Origin of the sequence: Anaerovibrio lipolyticus DSM 3074 (assembly GCF_900141865.1) — a bacterium.
Lineage (GTDB): Bacteria > Bacillota > Negativicutes > Selenomonadales > Selenomonadaceae > Anaerovibrio > Anaerovibrio lipolyticus.
This window is the reverse complement of sequence record NZ_FQYW01000003.1, coordinates 179,107-199,570: the sequence shown is the minus strand read 5'-3', so window position 1 is coordinate 199,570 and position 20,464 is coordinate 179,107. Positions and strand designations below refer to the sequence as shown.

At 42.8% G+C, this 20,464-nt stretch carries 19 protein-coding genes; 3 read left to right on the top strand and 16 right to left on the bottom strand.

The features are described from left to right. Window positions 1–16: 16 nt before the first annotated feature. From B6K08_RS00950 to B6K08_RS00915, 8 genes are all read right to left on the bottom strand, one after another. The gene (locus tag B6K08_RS00950) at window positions 17–1,648 is read right to left on the bottom strand and encodes a glutamate synthase-related protein (protein ID WP_027396709.1); all 1,632 of its coding nucleotides are present in this window, start codon (window positions 1,646–1,648) and stop codon (window positions 17–19) included. After that, window positions 1,636–2,742 (bottom strand): class II glutamine amidotransferase domain-containing protein, encoded by a 1,107-nt coding sequence (locus B6K08_RS00945; RefSeq protein WP_027396710.1) that lies wholly within the window; start codon window positions 2,740–2,742, stop codon window positions 1,636–1,638. The genes B6K08_RS00950 and B6K08_RS00945 overlap by 13 nt, the downstream gene beginning before the upstream one ends. A gap of 496 nt (window positions 2,743–3,238) precedes the next feature. After that, window positions 3,239–3,643 (bottom strand): thioesterase family protein, encoded by a 405-nt coding sequence (locus tag B6K08_RS00940; protein WP_039209009.1) that lies wholly within the window; start codon window positions 3,641–3,643, stop codon window positions 3,239–3,241. An 87-nt stretch (window positions 3,644–3,730) separates the two neighbouring features. After that, a complete protein-coding gene (locus tag B6K08_RS00935; protein ID WP_039209006.1) occupies window positions 3,731–4,117 on the bottom strand; it encodes a bactofilin family protein in 387 nt (128 codons plus the stop codon). Window positions 4,118–4,141: 24 nt separating this feature from the next. Further along, window positions 4,142–5,077: a M23 family metallopeptidase gene (locus B6K08_RS00930; RefSeq protein WP_052212234.1), complete on the bottom strand. Its 936-nt coding sequence runs from the start codon at window positions 5,075–5,077 to the stop codon at window positions 4,142–4,144. Window positions 5,078–5,187: 110 nt separating this feature from the next. Next, on the bottom strand, window positions 5,188–5,694 hold the full coding sequence (locus tag B6K08_RS00925) for a DUF4446 family protein (RefSeq protein WP_039209003.1): 507 nt from the start codon (window positions 5,692–5,694) through the stop codon (window positions 5,188–5,190). 22 nt (window positions 5,695–5,716) lie between these two features. Continuing rightward, complete coding sequence (locus tag B6K08_RS00920) at window positions 5,717–6,748, bottom strand: ParB/RepB/Spo0J family partition protein (protein WP_039208999.1); 1,032 nt, start codon at window positions 6,746–6,748, stop codon at window positions 5,717–5,719. After that, complete coding sequence (locus B6K08_RS00915) at window positions 6,741–7,499, bottom strand: ParA family protein (RefSeq protein WP_039208996.1); 759 nt, start codon at window positions 7,497–7,499, stop codon at window positions 6,741–6,743. The genes B6K08_RS00920 and B6K08_RS00915 overlap by 8 nt, the downstream gene beginning before the upstream one ends. Window positions 7,500–7,674: 175 nt before the next feature. Here B6K08_RS00915 and B6K08_RS00910 point away from each other — a divergent pair, with 175 nt between their 5' ends. After that, window positions 7,675–8,343, top strand: coding sequence for a methionine synthase (locus B6K08_RS00910; protein ID WP_039208994.1), 669 nt, complete (start codon window positions 7,675–7,677; stop codon window positions 8,341–8,343). A 292-nt stretch (window positions 8,344–8,635) separates the two neighbouring features. Continuing rightward, complete coding sequence (locus B6K08_RS00905; RefSeq protein WP_039208991.1) at window positions 8,636–11,011, top strand: homocysteine S-methyltransferase family protein; 2,376 nt, start codon at window positions 8,636–8,638, stop codon at window positions 11,009–11,011. 480 nt (window positions 11,012–11,491) lie between these two features. Here B6K08_RS00905 and B6K08_RS00900 read toward each other — a convergent pair whose 3' ends face one another. Next, the gene (locus B6K08_RS00900) at window positions 11,492–12,664 is read right to left on the bottom strand and encodes a phosphoribosylaminoimidazolecarboxamide formyltransferase (RefSeq protein ID WP_039208988.1); all 1,173 of its coding nucleotides are present in this window, start codon (window positions 12,662–12,664) and stop codon (window positions 11,492–11,494) included. Window positions 12,665–12,844: 180 nt separating this feature from the next. On the opposite strand from B6K08_RS00900, the gene pfkA reads away from it, so the two are divergent. Next, entirely contained in the window at window positions 12,845–13,807 is a 963-nt protein-coding gene (gene pfkA, locus B6K08_RS00895; protein ID WP_039208983.1) for a 6-phosphofructokinase, read from the top strand. A gap of 224 nt (window positions 13,808–14,031) precedes the next feature. Here pfkA and B6K08_RS00890 read toward each other — a convergent pair whose 3' ends face one another. From B6K08_RS00890 to yidD, 7 genes are all read right to left on the bottom strand, one after another. Then, window positions 14,032–14,640, bottom strand: coding sequence for a hypothetical protein (locus tag B6K08_RS00890; protein ID WP_051555373.1), 609 nt, complete (start codon window positions 14,638–14,640; stop codon window positions 14,032–14,034). A 75-nt stretch (window positions 14,641–14,715) separates the two neighbouring features. Beyond that, window positions 14,716–15,432 carry a 16S rRNA (guanine(527)-N(7))-methyltransferase RsmG gene (gene rsmG, locus B6K08_RS00885; RefSeq protein ID WP_027396721.1) on the bottom strand — a complete coding sequence of 239 codons (717 nt, stop codon included), beginning with the start codon at window positions 15,430–15,432 and terminating at the stop codon, window positions 14,716–14,718. Next, a complete protein-coding gene (gene mnmG, locus B6K08_RS00880) occupies window positions 15,422–17,311 on the bottom strand; it encodes a tRNA uridine-5-carboxymethylaminomethyl(34) synthesis enzyme MnmG (protein WP_039209018.1) in 1,890 nt (629 codons plus the stop codon). Before mnmG ends, rsmG begins: the two co-directional genes overlap by 11 nt. Window positions 17,312–17,347: 36 nt before the next feature. Then, window positions 17,348–18,766, bottom strand: coding sequence for a tRNA uridine-5-carboxymethylaminomethyl(34) synthesis GTPase MnmE (gene mnmE, locus B6K08_RS00875; RefSeq protein WP_039208979.1), 1,419 nt, complete (start codon window positions 18,764–18,766; stop codon window positions 17,348–17,350). Window positions 18,767–18,855: 89 nt separating this feature from the next. Further along, window positions 18,856–19,527, bottom strand: coding sequence for an RNA-binding cell elongation regulator Jag/EloR (gene jag / locus B6K08_RS00870; RefSeq protein WP_027396724.1), 672 nt, complete (start codon window positions 19,525–19,527; stop codon window positions 18,856–18,858). Window positions 19,528–19,531: 4 nt separating this feature from the next. Beyond that, window positions 19,532–20,200, bottom strand: a complete 669-nt coding sequence (locus B6K08_RS00865; protein WP_039208976.1) for a YidC/Oxa1 family membrane protein insertase — start codon at window positions 20,198–20,200, stop codon at window positions 19,532–19,534. 56 nt (window positions 20,201–20,256) lie between these two features. Then, on the bottom strand, window positions 20,257–20,454 hold the full coding sequence (gene yidD / locus B6K08_RS00860) for a membrane protein insertion efficiency factor YidD (RefSeq protein WP_407397026.1): 198 nt from the start codon (window positions 20,452–20,454) through the stop codon (window positions 20,257–20,259). Window positions 20,455–20,464 lie beyond the last annotated feature (10 nt).

Genomic DNA, 20,464 nt, shown 5'->3' with positions numbered 1-20,464 from the left:
TCTTACCGCTCCTTCCTTAGCATACATACTGAATTCCCAGCTTGTCCGCAATGGCCTTGTCAGTAGAAACGAGGGCATCACTGCGTCCCACAGGCAATGAGCTGTTGCCAATAGGAGCCATCAGCTTTCTCAGCTCGGCATCAAAGGCCAGAACATAATCCACAATTTTCTGGGCACCCTTATCCACATCAAGACGCTTAACCAGACGTGGGTCCTGAGTACAGATACCCATTGGACACTTACCAGTATTACAGGAATTACAGCGACCGTGTTCATTGCCCACACAGCCTAAAAGCTGTATAAGCACCTTGCCCACAAATACGCCGTTGGCACCAAGGCAGATCATCTTAAAGGCATCGGCTGCCGCATTGCCCGTAAGACCAATACCACCGCCGCCATAAAGAGGGATCTGACCCTGAAGACCCTGCTTAACGGCCGCATTGTAGCAATCGCGAATCTTGGAAACCACAGGATGACCGGTATGATCAAGGGAAACCTCATTGGCAGCACCAGTACCGCCCTGAATACCATCCAGGAAGAAGCCACCGCAAATCTTATAGGGATCACGGAGCAAATTGTTATATACGGATACGGAAGTGGCAGAAGCCGCGCATTTAATGGCAACAGGTACTCTGAAGCCAAAAGCGGCATTCAGTGATAAGTGCATCTTCTGCACAGATTCTTCTATTGAATATAGGCCCTGATGATTTGGTGGTGAGGAAAGGGTTGCCTTTGGAACACCACGAATGGCCTGTACATGCTCTGCAACCTTGGCTGCCGGCAAAAGACCGCCATCACCTGGCTTTGCACCCTGTCCAATTTTAATAAGTACACCGGCAGGATCCGTTACCATGTGGGGAATTGCCTTTATAATACGGTTCCAGCCAAAATGACCGGAGGCAATCTGCAAGATAAAATATTTTAGATAATCTGATTCCATTAATTTAACCGGCATACCGCCCTCACCGGAGCTCATACGAACTGGCAGACCGCACTTTTCGTTGAGATAGGCACAGGCCAAGGCCACAGCCTCCCAGGCACGAGTGGACAGAGCACCGATGGACATATCAGAAAAGATAAGAGGATAAATCCAGTTTACAGGTGGAGCCTTGTGGTCCATAACCATCTTGCCATTTTCCAGTCTGAAGGGCAGCTCCTTTGGTGAAAGAACACGTCCCAACGGGGAACGAATATCAAAGGTATGGCGGGCAGAATCCAGGGAAGGGTCTGTCATCTGAGAAATACGGCCAACCACAATGCTGTCCAATGTACGCTGAGCATTAAGATTTGTACGGCCACCACGCTTAATTGGACCGCTGTCCTTGGAAAGGAGCACCTGGCGAGTGTCCACATTGCGTACAGGACGAATGGCGTTGTTAGGGCACACCTTTTCGCACATGCCACAACCACGACAATAGTCAGTAAGACTTGCCTTCTGGGTAATAATAGGACGGGCAATATGACGATGCTCCGGATTTGGCTGGCTATCCGTAGATACCACGATGGACTGGGCCTGGGTCTTTACCTCAATAGCCTTGAAGGAACAGGTGGCCACGCAGCTGCCGCACATGGTACAGCGGTCAGCATGATATTCGATTTTCCAAGAAAGGTCATTTACAGACACATCCTGTGTTTTTACTGCTTCCATCTCTGTACCTCCAGTTCATTATCGATAACAATTACTTCACGCTCATTAGGATAGATATCCTTTTCCCTGTCACGGTCCGGCATTATTTCATTAAGACCGCAGACCTCAGAGGAAATGGCTATCATATTTTCATCCTGGCCAAGAACGACCGGACGGAGCTTCTTGGAATCACAGCAGGTAATCATTCGATTATCTGGCAGGGTGGCAATAATTGTATTTGGGCCATTGATTTCGAGATGGGCCAGAGACTGACGAATTGCCTTAAGCACCTCTTTATCCTCACGCTCCTCGATTTCCTCAAATGGCAGTGGAGTAATAACGTGCTTGAAATAATTAATAGGCCACTTCAGCTCGTGAAGGACATAATGAAGGGTATACAGGAAGCACTGGGAATCGGATTCAAAACCGATGTAGCCACGATGGAGGGACTTCTGAAACTCCTTATTTTTCGTATAGAAGGTATTCTCGCCATTGGCACAGAGGGTATAGCCCTGCAAAAAGAAAGGGTGAGCCGCATAGCGAACAATATCATAATTAGTATTCTGACGGCACTGAACCACGATATTTTTCGCCATGAGTCCGCCATGATCATCCCAGAGATGGAAATAGGTGGCAATATCGCGGGGATCTCCTATTTCCTTTAAAGTAAGCACATCCGGCCAGAAGGAATAAACAAAGCCTTCCCCTGCCTCCTCCAGCATCTTGCGAAGGGCCAGACGGGTATCAAGCAAAAGATTCTGCTTCTCCTCCTCGGACAGCTCATTGTAATGCTCCGGAAAATCGTAATTTCTGAAAACATAATACGGCATAGCCTGTATATCAAGTCCTGGACGCTTATCTGGAATAGGAATCCACTCAGCCAGCTGCACAAAGTTATGGGCATCCATGTATTCCTCTACCATCTGGTTGCCCTTCTGGGTACAGGCCATGGAAAGGAGGGGTTTGTCTTTATAGTTGGCAAAAGTACCATATAAATCCTGCATTACCATGGCGAAGCCTGAATTATCATGCCCCTCCTGCTGAGGAAGCATCAAATGTAAGGCTTTAGATGGATGAACAGGCACCTTACTTTTTATTGAACCAATTCTACACATCGTAACACTCCTCCAATACACCTTAATCAGATTTTTAGTTAAAAAAGACAACTAAGTTAATTTTTAAAATACTCAGCAAAGACATTTGTTTTTCTGTAATACATCCCGTTTGAGTAACAAATATAATTATATGTATCATTATTCTAACTGTCAATATAATTATTCATATATTATTACAATAATATCCTTATTTTTATTGTATTTATATGTTTTTCGAATAACTCTTTAGTGTATATTTATACATATTTTATTCTCTGTTATACAGGAATATAAAAAAAATATTGTATACAATACCAGTGAACCCTTGTCCTGTCTAGTTCGACCTAATTATTACAATATATCATATTATGTATGTTTTGTATTGTTTTTCGGTATACAAGCTAAATATTCTGTCATGAAAGAGTAACAATATGGCATTTTCCAAACAAAAACAGACGCAAAAGCAAACGTAAATTTTTGCGTCTGTTTTTGCGTCTGAAAGTAACTGTTAAATATTTTATTGCGCCTTCCCCAGAGCTTTGGCCATGAATTTCTCCTTCATTACAGCGAAGCGCTCATGGGTGCCGGAGCCGATTTCCTCCTTGTCATCAAAGGCCTTCACCTCAAAGGTTATCTTTCTGCCATCCACAGCAGTTACCAGGGCTTCGGCTCTTACATTCAGTCCAAGGGGAGTTGCTGCCTTATGCTGGACATTTAAAGAAATGCCTACTGTGGTCCAGCCATCTGCCAAAAGTGGTTCCAGGGCCTCTGTGGCTGCCTTTTCCATGAGACATGTCATGGCCGGGGTGGCGTAGACCTCCAGACTGCCACTGCCCATTTCCTTGGCAGTATTTTCCGCCGTAACCCCTTCTGTTACGGTGTTTTTCAATCCCACTTTAATTTCTTCCTTAACAAAATCCATTACAAAACACCTCTCTCGCTTGTAATACTTAAAATAAAAGAAAAGCTGTGACGAAATGAAATCATTTCATCACAGCTTTATTACTATTTAATCTGCAAATACTGGCTCTGCAGCTTTGAAGGTCATTTCACTGTGGCCCTTGAATACGCCACCATCCTCAATCTTCAGGCTACCAACCTTAACATCACCAACAAGGGAGCCAGTAGAATAGATGGACAAGCCATTTTCAATAGTTGCATTGCCCTCAACCTGACCGGAAACCATCAGCTCTGGAGCTACAATATCGCCCTTAATGCGGCCGTTTTCACCAATAAGAACGTTGCCAGAAACTGTTATAGAACCTTCAACGGTACCATCAACACGAAGATTGCTGCTACCATTAATCTCTCCTTTAATAATGGTGTTCGCACCAATAACGGTCTCTATATCATTTCTGTTAGTACCTTCCAACTGCTTCTTCATGCTACCAAACATTGATCTTCTCCTTATAAAACGATCTTACCTAATATATCCTGCCGGATTTACAACTTGACCATTAACCCTAACCTCATAATGAACATGAGGGCCAGTGCTAAAGCCTGTGCTTCCCATATATGCAATAACCTGACCACGCTTAACATGATCACCAGCGCTAACTACAACCTGCTGGGCATGTCCATATCTGGTCATGAAGCCGTTGCCATGATCAATATCTACCATGTTGCCATAACCGCCGGAATTCCAGCCAGCCACAGTAACGATACCATCAGCAGTAGCCACGATAGGAGTGCCATAATCATCAGCAATATCAATGCCTGGGTGAAAATCACTGCCACCCCATCTCATACCAAATGGTGAGCTGACATCACCAGTGGATGGCCAAATAGAAGGAGTAGACGCATTTACACTCTCCTGCTGCTGAATCTGACGATGCTGTTCATTTAAGATTTCTCTCAATCTGGTAAGACTTGCTCTGCGCTGAGCAACTCGCTTTTCCACATTATCAAGAGCATTACTTACATCCTTCAGATCCAACTGCTTGTATGGTCCACCCTGACCATTATGGGTGCCATCTCCAGCATTGCTGTTGGCATCACCAGTTTCATCACCTGGAACACCGGAAAGCTGACGAAGCTCTTTTTCTATCTGACCGAGCTGCTCTACTTCATCCTGAAGGTTTGTTGCCTTTTTTGACAATTCCAGGAGCTGTTCCTGTTGAAGGCTGTTTGCTTCCTTAAGTTTCTCAATCTGTGAGGCTTCATTTCTCAGGGAATAACTGCTGTACACGGAGTAGCTGAAGGCACCAGCCAACAATATAACCACTGCTGCAACAGAGAACAGTGCGTACTTAATCCATTGCATTGGCAAATGCACACTTCGTACATCAGATCCCTGATGAGGGATAATCTTGATAGTATACTCGCGATTATCCACAGTATTTCCTTTCTTGTCCAAATAAAATCCTCCAAACAATTCATCACAATAAAATAGACTCTATAGCTGAAACATTATACCATAGAGTCCATTAATTTTCAAATAGTAGAAATTATTTATCTTTTTATTAATTATCGCTGAGCCATGGCCTGTCTCAGGGCATCTTCCTCTTCGCTGGTCATCTGATAAGTGGATTTTCCTGCAGTAATAGGCTTTACATAACTGCGGGAATCCTCACGGCCAAAAATACTGGACATTACAACGCCGTTATTATCTGAGTCAAGCATAGCTACAGCATAGCTAAGATCACTACCCATATCCTCAAAGGCACGGAAGCGGACAACAGCCACCTTTGTAATGGCCTGCTGAAGAAGGGCTTTTATATCCTCAATGTTGCGCTTTATTTCCTGATTTTCCTCAGACACAGCCTTAGCGTCATCCACACAGCCAATTATAAGGCGTTCAAGATTGGCACCATCTACACCAGTCATCATTTTCTTGTAACGCTTCTTCATATAATTGATATTATATATTACGTTTATCATCATCAGATACATGATAATCATCAACACGCCCAGTGCAGCCACCATATAGCTGAGATTATTAACGACGAACTTCATTATTTCGGTATTATCCATTTACTGTAAACTCCATTTCATATTAAACGTTAAACTTTCCTGTAGTGGAAAATTCTCTTAGCTTTTTCAGCTTTTCAGCATTATCATTTGCCCTTACCTTTTCTGTAAGCAAATCAATGATTCTCTCCAAATCATCCTGGGAAGTAAAATCAATTTCCAGCTTTTTCTTCTTGCCTGTACCCTTTATACGAACCGACGTGCCGAGAACCATTTTTAACTTATCCTCTGCATCCAAAATAAACAGCTGGGCAGGATCTGTATCCACACCCTTGGTATCCACCGGCTTTTCATCAAAGTAATCAGGATGCTTTAACAGCTGTTTTACCAATGCTTCAACCTTACGCACAGACAAATCATTGTCTATTATAAAGTTTGCAGCCTTTTCTTGCAAGTCGATATCCTCAATGGCCAAAAGAGGCTTTGCCTGTCCCATGGAAATTTTGCCTTCCACCAGCATAGCCTGAATCTTCTCAGACAGCTTCAAAAGGCGAAGAAAATTGGCAATATGTGAACGGCTGCGGCCCACCTTCTTGGAAAGCATATCCTGGGTTAGACCATAATCAGATAAAAGATGATGGTAAGCATGGGCCTCTTCAACAGGATTCAGGTTTTCACGCTGAATATTCTCAATGAGGGCAATTTCTGTCATCTGGGCATCGTTGAATTCCTTTATAATGGCAGGAATTGTTTGCTTTCCAGCAAGCTTTGAAGCCCGAAGTCTTCTTTCACCGGCTATAAGCTCATATCCCTTGGCAGTCTTTCTGACAATTACTGGCTGAAGAACTCCATATTCCTTTATGGAATCCTGAAGGGCATTTAAGGCTTCCTCATCAAATTCAGTACGTGGCTGATTTGGATTTACCTTAATTTTACTTACTTCTATCTCCTGTGGTGAAGCTGTTACCGCTGATACCTCAGATTTGCCGTCATTACTCTTTACAGCATGGAGCTGTTCCTTTTTGTTTTCCTGTGACTTTGCAGGCTTATTTACTGTTGCGCCACCAAGACCTAAAGCACCAAGGCCACGGCCGAGGCCACCTTTTTTCTTAACCATTATTTATAACCTCCTGTGCAAGGTCCATATATGCCTGTGCTCCCTTGGAAGAAGGGTCATAGGCAAAAATTGGGCAGCCATAGGAAGGTGCCTCACTAAGCCTTACGTTTCGTGGAATAGTAGTATTATATACTCTGTCACCAATATGATTGCGAACCTCTGCCTCAACCTGCTGTGAAAGGTTGGTACGGGAATCATACATGGTGAGGACAACGCCCTCAATGTAAAGATTTACATTAATTTTGGACTTAATCATTTCAATAGTATTGAGAAGCTGGGAAAGTCCCTCCAAAGCATAGAACTCGCACTGCAGTGGAATAAGAACAGAATCTGCCGCAGCTAAGGAATTAAGAGTCAAAAAGCCAAGGGATGGTGGACAATCAATAATTATATAATCATAGTTATCCTTCACCTTGCTAATTGCCTTTTGCAGTCTATACTCTCTGTCCTCCAGAGAAGCCAGCTCAATTTCTGCACCAGCCAGACCAATCTGGGATGGAGCAATATCTATCTTGTATTCAGTCGGTAATATAATATCGGAAATTTCCCATTCATCGATTATAATATCGTATATACTGAGCTCCAGCTCCTGCTTGTTGATGCCAAAGCCACTTGTTGCGTTTCCCTGAGGATCACAGTCCACCAGCAATACCTTTTTTCCCTTTTCTGCCAAAGCAGCACTTAGGCTGACGGAGGTTGTGGTCTTGCCTACGCCGCCTTTCTGATTTGCAACAGCAATTACCTTGCCCATTTAGTCACCGACCTTACTATACATAGTTTAATTTTTCGTACTTATACATTGTACCATTAATAGGAATTTTTTTCGATATGAAAAGTAATTGTTTTTTATTTTTCTTCATGGCAAAATAGAGTGAGATTATTTACAAAATGTTTCACGTGAAACAATTTGAATACGAGGTAATACTATGGCAATCTTTAACTCGCCTTTTTTTGAAATAGACAAATCAGAAACAAAAAGATATGCCGGTCTCAGACAATCAGAATTCGATGAGAAAATAATTGAAGAAGCCTGTGAACTGGCACGTTTAATTATTCACCCCACCGGTAACTGGGAAATATACAATTATGATGATAAAACCCAAACTATTTTATCTACTCCCCCATTTCATATCCAAGGAGAATCCATCAAAAAGCATCTCAAGGGTTGTGACAAGGTGGTAATGCTATCTGCCACTGTAGGACAGGAAATTGAGGACAAAATAACTTCCTTATTTAAGGAAGGAAAGTATGCCCTGTCACTAATTCTTGATGCAGCAGCTACATCAGCAGTGGAACAGAATGCTGATTTAATGGAGAAAGCTATCTTTGAGAAAGTATCCCGTCAGGGATATAAAATGAAATGGCGTTTTAGTCCCGGCTATGGAGACTGGCCAATAGAGCAGCAGCCTGAGATGATACGCACTTCAAAGGCTGATATAATAGGAGTCCACCTCACTGAATCCATGATGCTGGAACCAAGGAAATCCATTACTGCAATTATAGGGTTATATTTAATGGAAGAAAAATGTACAAACGTAGAACAAAAGCATAATTGTGCAGCCTGTGATAAAACCGACTGTTTAGCTAGGAAATAGCTTGCGTGTGAAGCTGGAAACCTATATACTTTCTAGTATGCAACAACAATGCAAAAAATAACACCCCATGAATGAGGCATGGAGGTGATTCCATGAATAAACGTAGCTATAAAATGTCACATCAGCACAACAATAATAGAAGTATATATGTAGTGGCTGACGGCTGCGAAGCCCGTCAATACATAATAGAAGACGTATATCTATTGATGTGACACTAGAGAAGTGCATGAATGGAACACCTCCATGACAACACTAAACATACTACATTTACACATATTTAAGGAATGATTTTATGATTCATATATTTGACGGTGCCATGGGCACAATTTTACAGCAGAAAGGACTGCTGGCCCCAGGCTATTGTCCGGAGCTTCTGAATGTTGATAAGCCAGAGGAAATTACTGCTGTTCATCAACAGTATATTGATGCCGGATCCACCATAATAGAAACAAATACCTTTGGTGCCTCACCATTAAAGCTGGCTCATTATAATCTCAGTGAACGGGCCAGAGAAATTAATATAGCGGCTGTTAAAGCTGCCAGAGCTGCAGCAGGCGATAAGATAAAAATTGCCGGCAGCATGGGACCAACAGGAAAATTCATAAAGCCATTAGGTGATTTGGATTTCGAGGATGCCTATGAAAACTATAAGGTACAGGCTGCTGCCTTAGCAGAAGGTGGCGCCGATTATATTCTTATAGAAACCTCCATTGACCTGCAGGAAATGCGTGCAGCTTTACTGGCTGCCAAGGAAGTTACCAAACTTCCAGTTATTTGTCAGCTTTCCTATAGCGAAGATGGCAGAACTGTTACTGGTACTGACCCACAAACAGCGGCCATTACCTTAGATGCAATGGGGGCAGATATTATTGGTATAAATTGCTCCCTTGGTCCTGAGCAGCTTGTGCCCATTGTAAAGATCCTTTCAGAAAATACAGAAAAGCCTATTAGTGTACAACCAAATGCGGGACTTCCACAGCTGGTTAACGGAAAAACCACCTTCCCTATGGGACCTGAGGATTTTGGTAATTGGGCCCCTAAGCTGGTGCAGTCTGGTGCTACCTATATTGGTGGCTGCTGTGGTACATCCCCGGCTCATATAGCAGCCATAAAGGATGCCCTAAAGGATTTCCCAGAACCAACCTTTAAGCCTCTGCGCCGTCGCCTTATGCTATCCAGCCGCAGTAAAACTGTAGTTGTTGATAAGGAGCTGCCAACAGTATTAATTGGGGAACGAATCAATCCCACTGGCCGTAAAAAGCTGGCAGCTGAAATCAAGGATGGTTCCTTCCTTTCCGTAAAGAAAGAAGCAATGGACCAGGTGAAGGCTGGTGCCAAACTTCTTGATGTAAATATGGGAGTTGGCGGTATAGACCAGGCCAAAGCCATGAAGAAGGCCATAACGGAAATATCCCAGCTAACTGATGCACCATTGGTAATCGACACCAGTGACCCAGATGTTTTAGAGGCTGGCTTAAGGGCTTATCCCGGCAGAGCATTAATAAACTCTGTCAGCGCTGAAAAAGAAAGACTTCGCACCTTTATCCCATTGGCAATAAAATATGGTGCAGCTATACTCTGTCTGCCATTAACTGATGATGGTATTCCCAAAACTGCTGAGGAACGCCTCAAGGTTATGGATATTATTATTAGTGAAGCCAAAAAGGCAGGCTTAAAGGACGGAGATTTTCTTTTGGATGGTCTGGTAATGACTGTGGCTGCTGACCAATATGCCTGTGCTCATGTACTTAATACCCTTAGACTGTACCGGGAAAAATACGGTTATCCTGCCACCATGGGATTAAGTAATATTTCCTTTGGTCTGCCTAACAGACCCCTAATAAACAGCACCTTCTTTGCCATGTGTCTGGCTGCTGGCCTGGATGCGCCAATTATGAACCCTTATGATGAGCAGATGCAAAATGCTCTTATGGCCAGCATGGCACTTTTAGGCAAGGACCCTAACGGCAAGGATTTCAGCACCAATGAAAAAAATCTCTCTGTTCCTAAAAAAGCTGCCGTGGCAAAGCAGGAGGATTTAACTCCGCTGGAGGCTATAAAACAGGCTGTTATTGAAGGAAATGCAGACGCCATGCCGGAGCTTCTTGAAAAAGCATTTGCTGACAATATTGATCCAAATGAACTTACAGAAAAAGCCCTCACTGCTGCCATGAATGAAATAGGCGTTGACTTTGGGGCCGGACGAGTATTCCTGCCACAGGTTTTGCTTTCTGCAGAGGCAATGCGCAGTGCATTTAATATCATAAAGGAAAAATACCCTGCCAAGGAAGGAGAAGGCAAGGGCACAGTAGTCCTGGCCACTGTAAAGGGTGATGTCCATGATCTTGGTAAAAATATTGTTGGTGCTTTGTTGGAAAACAGTGGCTTCAACCTTATTGATCTAGGTAAGGATGTACCTGCAGAGGAAATTGTGGCCACTGCCATAAAAAATGATGCGGATATTGTGGGCCTGTGCGCATTAATGACCACCACCATGACGGAAATTGATGAAGTAATTCGCCAGTTAAAGGAAAGTGGAAATACTTCAAAGGTTATTGTTGGTGGTGCTGCACTGACCCAGGATTATGCAGATGAAGCCGGGGCAGACTACTATGCCCAGGATGCAGTAATCGCACTAAATATTGCAAATGATATAATTTCTAAGTAAATTTTTAGCGGTGAAACTTTTTCGGCTTCATCCCTCCGTCCAAATCATCATGTACTAAGTGTTTAGTCTTCTTCGAAGGCGACACAGTCGCACATACATCGATGTGTATATGTATTTAGTATCCATGATGAGCCTACGGCATAAGGACTCCGATCTTGCAGACGAAAAAATTCCCCCGCAAAATCATAAAGTAACGGGTGGCATGGGATAAGGACATGAAGCATGCTTAGCTCAAAATGACACATCAGCTCGTAATCTATTTAAGCCAAAATGAAGTGGCGGACGTCCGCGAAGCCCGTCCATACTAATTTAAGTATATAAATAAAATTGATGTGGCACTGCGAAGCAAATGAATGGCCTATCCCAGGACAGGACCCGAATAAAATTATATGAAAATGTTTCACGTGAAACAATTTCATACACACAAATACCCTGCTCATAGCGAGCAGGGTATTTTGATATAGTATATTTAATTACTAATTAATGATGGAACAAGCGAATATGAGTAAATGCCATAGTCATTCCATATTTATCTGCAGTTTCAATTACATTATCATCACGGATAGAACCACCTGCCTGGGCGATGAACTCTACACCACTCTTATGTGCACGCTCCACATTATCACCAAATGGGAAGAATGCATCAGAACCAAGGGCTACACCACTGATGGTCTTTAAATATGCTTTCTTTTCCTCTCTGGTAAGAGGCTCTGGCTTTTCAGTGAATACCCGCTTCCAGTCATCAGTTTCCAGCAGGTCTTCCCACTCCTCACCGATATATACATCAATAGCATTATCACGGTCTGGACGACGAACCTCATCCTTAAATGGCAGCGCCAAAACCTTTGGATGCTGACGAAGATGCCACACATCAGCCTTGTTACCAGCCAAACGGGTACAATGAACACGGGACTGCTGCCCGGCACCAATGCCGATGGCCTGTCCATCCTTGGCATAACAAACAGAATTTGACTGGGTATACTTTAGAGTAATTAATGCAATAAGAAGATCACGCTTTGCTGCTTCAGTGAAGGATTTTGACTTGGTAGGAATTTCCTTCAGACATTCCTCAGTAATTTTCACATCATTGCGCTTCTGTTCAAAGGTAATGCCGAATACTTCCTTCTGCTCCAGCTCAGCTGGCTTAAAGCTTGTATCCATCTGAAGTACCAGATATGTGCTCTTACGCTTGGTTTTTAAAATTTCCAGGGCTTCAGCAGAATAGGATGGTGCAATGATGCCGTCAGAAACCTCTCTTGCCAGAAATGAAGCAGTCTGGGCATCGCATTCATCAGAAAGGGCCACGAAATCACCATAGGAAGACATACGATCAGCACCTCTTGCTCTTATATAAGCAGTGGCAATAGGTGAAAGCTCAATGCCTTCTACGAAGTAAACCTTTTGAAGAATTTCCGGTAATGGAGTGGCAACGGCAGCTCCAGCAGGACTAACATGCTTAAAGGATGCGGCTGCTGGAAGACCGGTGGCCTGTTTCAGCTCCTGAACCAGCTGCCAGCTGTTCATGGCATCCAGCAAATTAATATAGCCTGGCTTGCCGTTTAATACTGTAAAAGGAATGTCCCCATTCTTTACAAATACCCGGGCAGGTTTCTGATTAGGATTACAACCGTACTTCAATTCTAATTCTTGCATCTTTTTACTCCTTTATTTAATTGATAAACTGGGTTATAATAATTGCAAAAGCGTAATAAATACGACAATCATTACAGCCACGATTTTACTGTAACATCAGTATGTTTTTTTGTCAATTCATTAGTGTGGGATTAACTAGTGATAAGTGATACTTAAAAATATTTACAGGGGGTATAGAATATGTTAAAAAGCATTGGCGTTTTAACCAGCGGTGGCGACAGTCCTGGAATGAATGCAGCACTCCGTGCAGTTGTCCGTACTGCTCTCTTTGAAGGGGTAAAGGTTTGGGGTATTTACAATGGCTACCGTGGTCTTTTGGATGAGGAAATGGAAGAAATGACCTCCCGCAGCGTAAGTGATATTATTCAGCGTGGTGGAACAATTCTTGGTACAGCCCGCTGCAAGCGCTTCATGACTGAAGAGGGCCGTATGCAGGCCTATGAAAACATGAAAAAACGCGGTATTGAAGGTCTTGTAATTATCGGTGGCGACGGCAGTCTCCGTGGTGCTACCCAGCTCAGCCTGGAAACCGGAGTTCCTATTGTGGGACTTCCTGGAACTATTGATAACGATGTATGGGGCACCGATTATACCATTGGTTGCGATACAGCGGCCAATACCATTATTGATGCCATTAACAAGCTCCGTGATACTGCTTCCTCACATAACCGCATTGCTGTAGTTGAGGTAATGGGACGCCACTGTGGCTGGCTGGCCATGCTGGCCGGTATTGCCGGTGGTGCAGAGTTTATTCTTGTCCCTGAGGAAGAGTATAACCTTGATGACATCTGTAGCGGTATAATCAAATCCTACGAACAGGGCAGACGGTATTCCCTTATCGTAGTTGCCGAGGGTGTGGGTAGCTCCCTTGATATTGGCAAATACATTGAAGAAAAGACAAATATGGACGTGCGTGTATCCGTACTTGGTCACATTCAGCGTGGAGGTTCCCCTTCTGTGCGCGACCGCGTAAAAGCAAGTCAGCTTGGAGAGAAGGCAGCCCTGGCATTAATCGCTGGCCAGTCCGACGTGGTATTTGGCTTTAACCAGGGTAAGGTTGTTGCTATTGATCTTCACGATGCCATTACAAATAAAAAGCACATGAACGATGAGTTTATACGTTTGGCAAAACAGCTCAATTGATGATTTAGTTACTGAAACATAGACTAGTCTTTTGAACAATTATTCACAAGTTAATAACAGCTTACTATTAAATTTAAAATCCTGTAGACCCTTGTAATATCAAGGTTCTACAGGATTTTTTGTTTCCCTGTGGTAGACTTTTTAATAAGTTATCCACAATCTTATTCACATATTCACAAATATGTTCGATTTTTTTGTGGACAATTCAATATTTCTGTGAATAATTAAATCTTGCCCATCTTTATAACTTCCTTCAATACCCTTACACTAAAGAGACCGTCAATAATTTCATCAATAGTCTTCCAGGTGTTATCCTCATTAGACTTACCATATTTATCAACAACTGCATGATATACGGTATCCTCCACGCTTTCAGGAATCAAAGGCTCCCAATGCTTGTGATCGTATTTCCTCTGCTTTATATTGTTCTGAGGTCTGCCCCCTTCAACCTCTATCTCACACAGAAATTGAATTTTCTTGTTCTGGGGATCCACCAGATAATGCTCCAGGAAATATCTGGAATCATCCGCCTCAGGACTATACATTTCATAGGTTGCGTATTCATAAGGCACCATCTTAACCCAGGCTTCAATAACGTATTTATCCATGGTATATGGTCTTCGTACCCATCCGGAATCCTTTTTGTCTAAATAATAAACATAGGACTCATCCTCGGCAAACCTTATAAATCTGCTTGGTGCCTTTTCAGCAGTATCCTCAGAAGAGCTGTCTGAGCTACCAGGTGGCTGTTGAACGCCATCGGCACTTACAATACTAAAGCTGCATAATATGGATAAAACAGTAAAAAGCAGTATGATACTTTTCTTCACCATAATCACATCCTGTCTGTGTAATCTATATAACATATCATATAACACTTCTATAAAAAATCCAATAATCCTTTAGAATCAAAGAGGATTTTTATCAGGAGTTCCCGCCTTTCGTGGATAAACCTTTGGAGTGTTTTTTTCCTTTTTTATATAAATTACAGCCCGCTTATCTTCAAGGTATGGCAGCTTAACCTCCACACATTCTGCCTTGCCACCACCCAATATGGACAGGGCCTTTTTGGCAGCTTCAGCCTCCTCTGCAAATTTCATTCCCTTTAGGGCAGCAAAGGTGCCGTTTTTCTTTACAAAGGGCAGACAATATTCTGCCAATACAGGAAGTCTGGCCACAGCACGGGACACCACCAAATCAAAGCTCTCTCTCAGCTTTTTATTTCTGGCACCCTCCTCAGCTCTGGCATGAATGCACTCCACATTTTGAAGTCCCAATTCGTCCACCACAGTCTGGAGAAAATTAATTCTTTTATTTAGAGAATCCAAAAGGGTGAGCTTTATACCAGGCTTAAAAATTTTCAAGGGAATACCGGGAAATCCTGCTCCGGTACCCACATCTATTACGCTGATATCCCCCATAAACCTCCCATCGTCCCAGCAGGTCAGAGAATCTATCATGTGCTTTATGGCCACTTCCTTTGGCTCAGTAATGGCAGTAAGATTTATTTTTTCATTCCATTCAATAAGAAGCTGAAAATATTTATCAAACTGATCTATCTGAACTTCATTTAAGGAAATACCATATTTATCTGCTGCATCCTTCAAGTTCTCCTTAAAGCTCATTTTTTGTCTCCTCTATCCTTTTTTGCTGTTCCAGATATATCATCAGCACGGAAATATCAGCTGGGGATACACCGGAAATTCTGGCGGCCTGACCAATGGAAATAGGCCTTATATCAGCCAGCTTTTCTCTGGCCTCATCTCTAAGATTAGCCACAAGAGCATAATCGATGGATTCCGGAATCAGCTTCTCTTCCAGCTTCTTCATCTTCTCCACCTGTTCCAGCTGCTTCTTTATATAGCCCTCATAGGTGATGGAAATTTCCACCTGCTGCTTTGCTTCCTCATTAATCTCTGGCAAGCCGAATATTTCCTTCAATTTATCATAATTAATATCAGGACGCTTCAGCAAATCGTAAAGACTGATGGTATTGCGGATTTCCTCAATTCCATTATCTGCCAGAAGCTTCAAGGTCTCCTGATTTGGATTCAGCTTTCTTTCCTTTAATAAATCAACAGTTTCATTAATAACTGCCATCTTTCTGGTAAATCTCTCCCAGCGGTCATCCTTTACAAGGCCAACCTTTCGGCCCAATGGAGTCAAGCGTTGGTCTGCATTATCCTGACGTAAAATCAGACGGTACTCTGCTCTGGAAGTCATAATTCTATATGGCTCACTGGTACCCTTGGTAACCAAATCATCAATAAGCACACCAATATAGGCATCAGAACGCTTTAAAATCAATGGCTCCTTGTTCTGCACCTTCAATGCAGCATTTATGCCCGCAATAATTCCCTGGGCAGCAGCCTCCTCATAGCCAGAGGTACCGTTGGCCTGTCCTGCGGAAAATAGCCCTGATATTTTCTTAAGCTCCAGGGTTGGCTTCAGCTGCAATGGATCAAGGCAGTCATACTCAATAGCATAGCCCGCACGCATGACCTTGGCATGCTCCAGACCAGGAATGGTGTGAAGAAAATCGATCTGTACATCCATTGGCAAAGAGGTTGACATTCCCTGTACATAAACCTCATTGGTATGCAGTCCCTCCGGCTCAAGAAACAGCTGATGTCTTTCCTTATCCGGAAATCTTATGAGCTTGGTTTCAATGGAAGGACAATATCTTGGTCCGATGCCCTTAATAATACCATTGGCCATTGGCGCCCTATCTATATTATCCATAATAATTTTATGGGTTTGGGCATTAGTATAAGTAAGCCAGCATGGAGTCTGCTCCCTTGTGGTAATATCACTCATAAAGGAGAAATTACGGGCCTCATCATTACCAGGCTGAATCTCCATCTTATCATAATCAAGAGTTCTGGCATCTACTCTGGCAGGAGTACCAGTCTTAAAACGCATCAGCTTAATGCCTGCATCCAATAGGGACTGGGACAGCTTTTCCGCTGAACGCTGACCGCTAGGCCCACCAGAATATGTATGAAGACCGATAATAATCTGGCCCTTTAAATATGTTCCCGTTGCCAAAATAGCCGCATCACAAAGATACTGCTCCATATTTTCGGTGATAATACCCTTTATCTCATTATCTTCAATAATGAGCTTATCAATCATCAGCTGCTTAACATCAAGGTTTTCAGTATTTTCGCATACTTCCTTCATGCGGAACTGATAATGCTTTTTATCAGCCTGGGCACGTATGGCATGAACAGCAGGACCCTTTCCGGTATTCAGCATCCTAAACTGAATACATGTCTCATCTGCATTAATACCCATCTGGCCACCAAGAGCATCCAGCTCCCTTACTAAATGTCCCTTGGCAGGTCCCCCAACAGAAGGATTGCATGGCATAAGGGCAATATTATCCATACTGAGAGTAGCCAACAATGTGCTACAGCCCATACGGGCAGAAGCCAAAGCAGCCTCCACTCCCGCATGACCGGCACCAATTACAATTACATCATATTTTCCAGCTATAAACAGCTTGTCACTCAATTTTAATTCCTCCAATGGAACCCTTTATTTACCTATACAGAAATTTGAGAATATCTGATCTACAATATCATCCTCAATAGTTTCGCCGGTTATTTCCCCCAGCTTTTCCCAGGCACTGCGAAGGTCAATAACAATAAAGTCCTCACTCATCCCCATGTCAATTGTATTTATGGTGTCATCCAAAAGATTCGCTGTCTGACGGAGAATTTCCCCCTGCCGGGCATCACAAAGAACCTGACTCTCCACAATATCAGTATGTCCGCCATAAACTATATCCTTAAGAAGGTTCTCAAGGGTATCCTTTCCTTCACCGCTCTTGGCGGACATAGGAACAATGCCACGAATCCTTGCATTGTGGCAATTCTTTATTTTTTCACTAATAATATCGTTATTTGTATCAGCTGACAAGTCCATTTTATTCATTATAACAATGACATTTCCCGGACAATTATCCATAAGCTGAATTATCTCCTCATCCTCTGAATTCAGCTCCTCATTGCTGTCAAAAACTGCCAGCACAAGCTCTGCGTCATTGGCGTATGAATAAGCCTTTTCCACACCAATTTTTTCCACGATATCATCGGTATTGCGAATCCCTGCAGTATCAATCAGACGTAAAGGAATACCACCAATATTCACATACTCCTCAATACTGTCACGGGTAGTACCGGGAACATCAGTAACAATAGCCCGCTCCTGTCCCAAAAGAAGATTCATAATGCTTGATTTTCCCGCATTAGGCTTACCAATAATAGCGGTTTTAAGTCCATCCCTAAGAATAATCCCTGTACTGGCTGATTCCAGAATTTTTCTTATTTTATCCTGCAATAGCTTAACCTTTTCACGGGTATCCTCAAAGTCCATTCCCTCAATATCATCCTCTGGAAAATCAATGGAGGCCTCAAGATGGGCAATGATACTCAAAATATCATTACGAAAAGCCTTTATTTTATCGGAAAAGCCACCGGAAAGATGACTCATGGCCATTTGCAGTGAAGCCTTAGTCTTGGCATTTATTACATCCATTACGGCCTGGGCCTGACTTAAGTCAAGTCTGCCATTTAAAAAGGCCCGCTTGGTAAATTCTCCCGGCTCAGCAGCTCTTGCCCCCATGCGATATGTAAGGGATAATATTTCCCGCATAACAATACTGCCACCGTGACACTGAATTTCCACCACGTCCTCGCAGGTATATGAATTTGGAGCATTCATCACAATACAAATAGCCTCATCAATGATCTTGCCCTGTTCATCCTGGACCTTACCATAAATCGCCATTCTGTAGCCATATTCCTCAATGGACTTTGCAGCAAAGGGTCTGAAAATCTTATTGGCAATGGAAATGGCTTTTTCGCCGCTGATTCTAATAATACCAATACCACCTTCTCCGGGAGCTGTGGCAATGGCACTGATGGTTTCATCCATCAATTTTTTTTCCTGCATAAATCCTCCAAATTCATATTTCACAAAATATAGAAAAGGCTGTCCCCAAAGGTGAGACAGCCTCTATAAATCATATTTCCTGGAAAGAATTAATCTTCTCTGTCCTTACGCTCATGATAATCGCGACGGCCACCACGCTTCAGTTCAATTACAACCTTACGATAAGGCTCATCACCAGAGCTATAGGTAGATACGCGATAATTATCCTGCAATGCCATGTGAATAATCTTTCTTTCATGACGATTCATTGGCTCCAGAACAATGCGTTCTCCAGTTCTTCTTACCTTGTCAGCCAATCTCATAGCCAGACGGCGCAGGGTATCCTCACGACGGCTTCTGTAGTTCTCAATATCGATAATAACGCGAACCTTATTATCAGTGAGACCGCGATTAGCAGCCAGATTTGAAAGGTACTGCAAAGAATCAAGGGTCTGACCATGCTTACCAATCAAAATGCCCAAATTATCGCCAATAAGATTGAAAATAGTACCATCCTCAGACTCGCTCTTTTCAATCTCTATATCCAGCTTCATAGCCTTAAAGATATCACTAAGGAATTTTTCTGCCTTCTCAATAGGTGAGAGTTCACGAACTACGGCCTTAACCCTTGCAGGCTTGCCACCAAGCAAACCCAGGAACCCCTTAGTTGGCTCCACAACCTCTACAAATTCAACTAAAGCAGGGTCAACACCAAGCTCACTCAAGGCAGCCTGCTTTGCTTCATCAACTGTTTTACCAGTCTTCTCAACTTCTAAAGACATTAAATCAAGCAGCCTCCTTCTGGTCTTCTTTTCTGAACATATACCACTGCTGAGCCATCTGACATATATTCATTACTACCCAGTACAGTACCAGACCTGCTGGGAAATTAATGGAGATGTAACCAATAAATATTGGCATAATGTACATCATCATCTTCATCTGCTGATTTTCCTGACCATTCATTGCCATGGACTGACGCTGAGCCAGATAAGTAGTCAAAGCAGAAAGAAGAGGCAAAATATAGGTAGGGTCAGAATCAGACAGGCTGGACAACCATAAGAAGGTTGGATCACCGGAATACTCCAATCCGTACAGAGAATAATAAACACCCATGAGAATTGGCATCTGTACCAGAAGTGGCAGACAGCCTGCCAAAGGATTTACTCCGGACTCCTGATAAAGCTCACCCATCTTCTGCTGCATAAGCTGTGGGTTATTCTTATAATCCTTCTGGATTTTCTTTAATTTTGGCTGAATCTCCTGCATTGCCTTCATGGACTTAATCTGCTTTGCATTTAAAGGATAAAGACAAAGCTTTACACAGATAGTCATGAGAATGATGGCAACTCCATAGTTTGGAAAGCCGGCCGCAACAGTAATGTTGTAAAAACCGTCCATGACAAGGCGGAAAAGATTTACAACAGGCTCAAATGCCGATGCTAAAAAATCCAATTTAACACATCCTAATTTCTACAGTATAAAAACTGTCAAAAAAATAAAATCCTATTTTACGGAACCGGATCATATCCACCTTTATGAAATGGATGACAACGAAGAATTCTCTTTATTGCCAGATATCCACCCTTCACGGGTCCGTATTTTTCAATAGCAATCATCGCATATTCCGAACAGGTGGGAACATAGCGACAGGAAGGCGGCTTAAGTGGTGAAATATAAGAGCGATAAAACTCGATCATGAATAACATGAATTTCTTC

What these genes read in the sequence shown, in the direction of transcription:
- B6K08_RS00950 (WP_027396709.1), bottom strand. Translation starts at nt 1,648, where the DNA reads ATGGAAGCAGTAAAAACACAGGATGTGTCTGTAAATGACCTTTCTTGG.
- B6K08_RS00945 (WP_027396710.1), bottom strand. Translation starts at nt 2,742, where the DNA reads ATGTGTAGAATTGGTTCAATAAAAAGTAAGGTGCCTGTTCATCCATCT.
- B6K08_RS00940 (WP_039209009.1), bottom strand. Translation starts at nt 3,643, where the DNA reads ATGGATTTTGTTAAGGAAGAAATTAAAGTGGGATTGAAAAACACCGTA.
- B6K08_RS00935 (WP_039209006.1), bottom strand. Translation starts at nt 4,117, where the DNA reads ATGTTTGGTAGCATGAAGAAGCAGTTGGAAGGTACTAACAGAAATGAT.
- B6K08_RS00925 (WP_039209003.1), bottom strand. Translation starts at nt 5,694, where the DNA reads ATGGATAATACCGAAATAATGAAGTTCGTCGTTAATAATCTCAGCTAT.
- B6K08_RS00920 (WP_039208999.1), bottom strand. Translation starts at nt 6,748, where the DNA reads ATGGTTAAGAAAAAAGGTGGCCTCGGCCGTGGCCTTGGTGCTTTAGGT.
- B6K08_RS00915 (WP_039208996.1), bottom strand. Translation starts at nt 7,499, where the DNA reads ATGGGCAAGGTAATTGCTGTTGCAAATCAGAAAGGCGGCGTAGGCAAG.
- B6K08_RS00910 (WP_039208994.1), top strand. Translation starts at nt 7,675, where the DNA reads ATGGCAATCTTTAACTCGCCTTTTTTTGAAATAGACAAATCAGAAACA.
- B6K08_RS00905 (WP_039208991.1), top strand. Translation starts at nt 8,636, where the DNA reads ATGATTCATATATTTGACGGTGCCATGGGCACAATTTTACAGCAGAAA.
- B6K08_RS00900 (WP_039208988.1), bottom strand. Translation starts at nt 12,664, where the DNA reads ATGCAAGAATTAGAATTGAAGTACGGTTGTAATCCTAATCAGAAACCT.
- pfkA (WP_039208983.1), top strand. Translation starts at nt 12,845, where the DNA reads ATGTTAAAAAGCATTGGCGTTTTAACCAGCGGTGGCGACAGTCCTGGA.
- B6K08_RS00890 (WP_051555373.1), bottom strand. Translation starts at nt 14,640, where the DNA reads ATGGTGAAGAAAAGTATCATACTGCTTTTTACTGTTTTATCCATATTA.
- rsmG (WP_027396721.1), bottom strand. Translation starts at nt 15,432, where the DNA reads ATGAGCTTTAAGGAGAACTTGAAGGATGCAGCAGATAAATATGGTATT.
- mnmE (WP_039208979.1), bottom strand. Translation starts at nt 18,766, where the DNA reads ATGCAGGAAAAAAAATTGATGGATGAAACCATCAGTGCCATTGCCACA.
- jag (WP_027396724.1), bottom strand. Translation starts at nt 19,527, where the DNA reads ATGTCTTTAGAAGTTGAGAAGACTGGTAAAACAGTTGATGAAGCAAAG.
- yidD (WP_407397026.1), bottom strand. Translation starts at nt 20,454, where the DNA reads ATGTTATTCATGATCGAGTTTTATCGCTCTTATATTTCACCACTTAAG.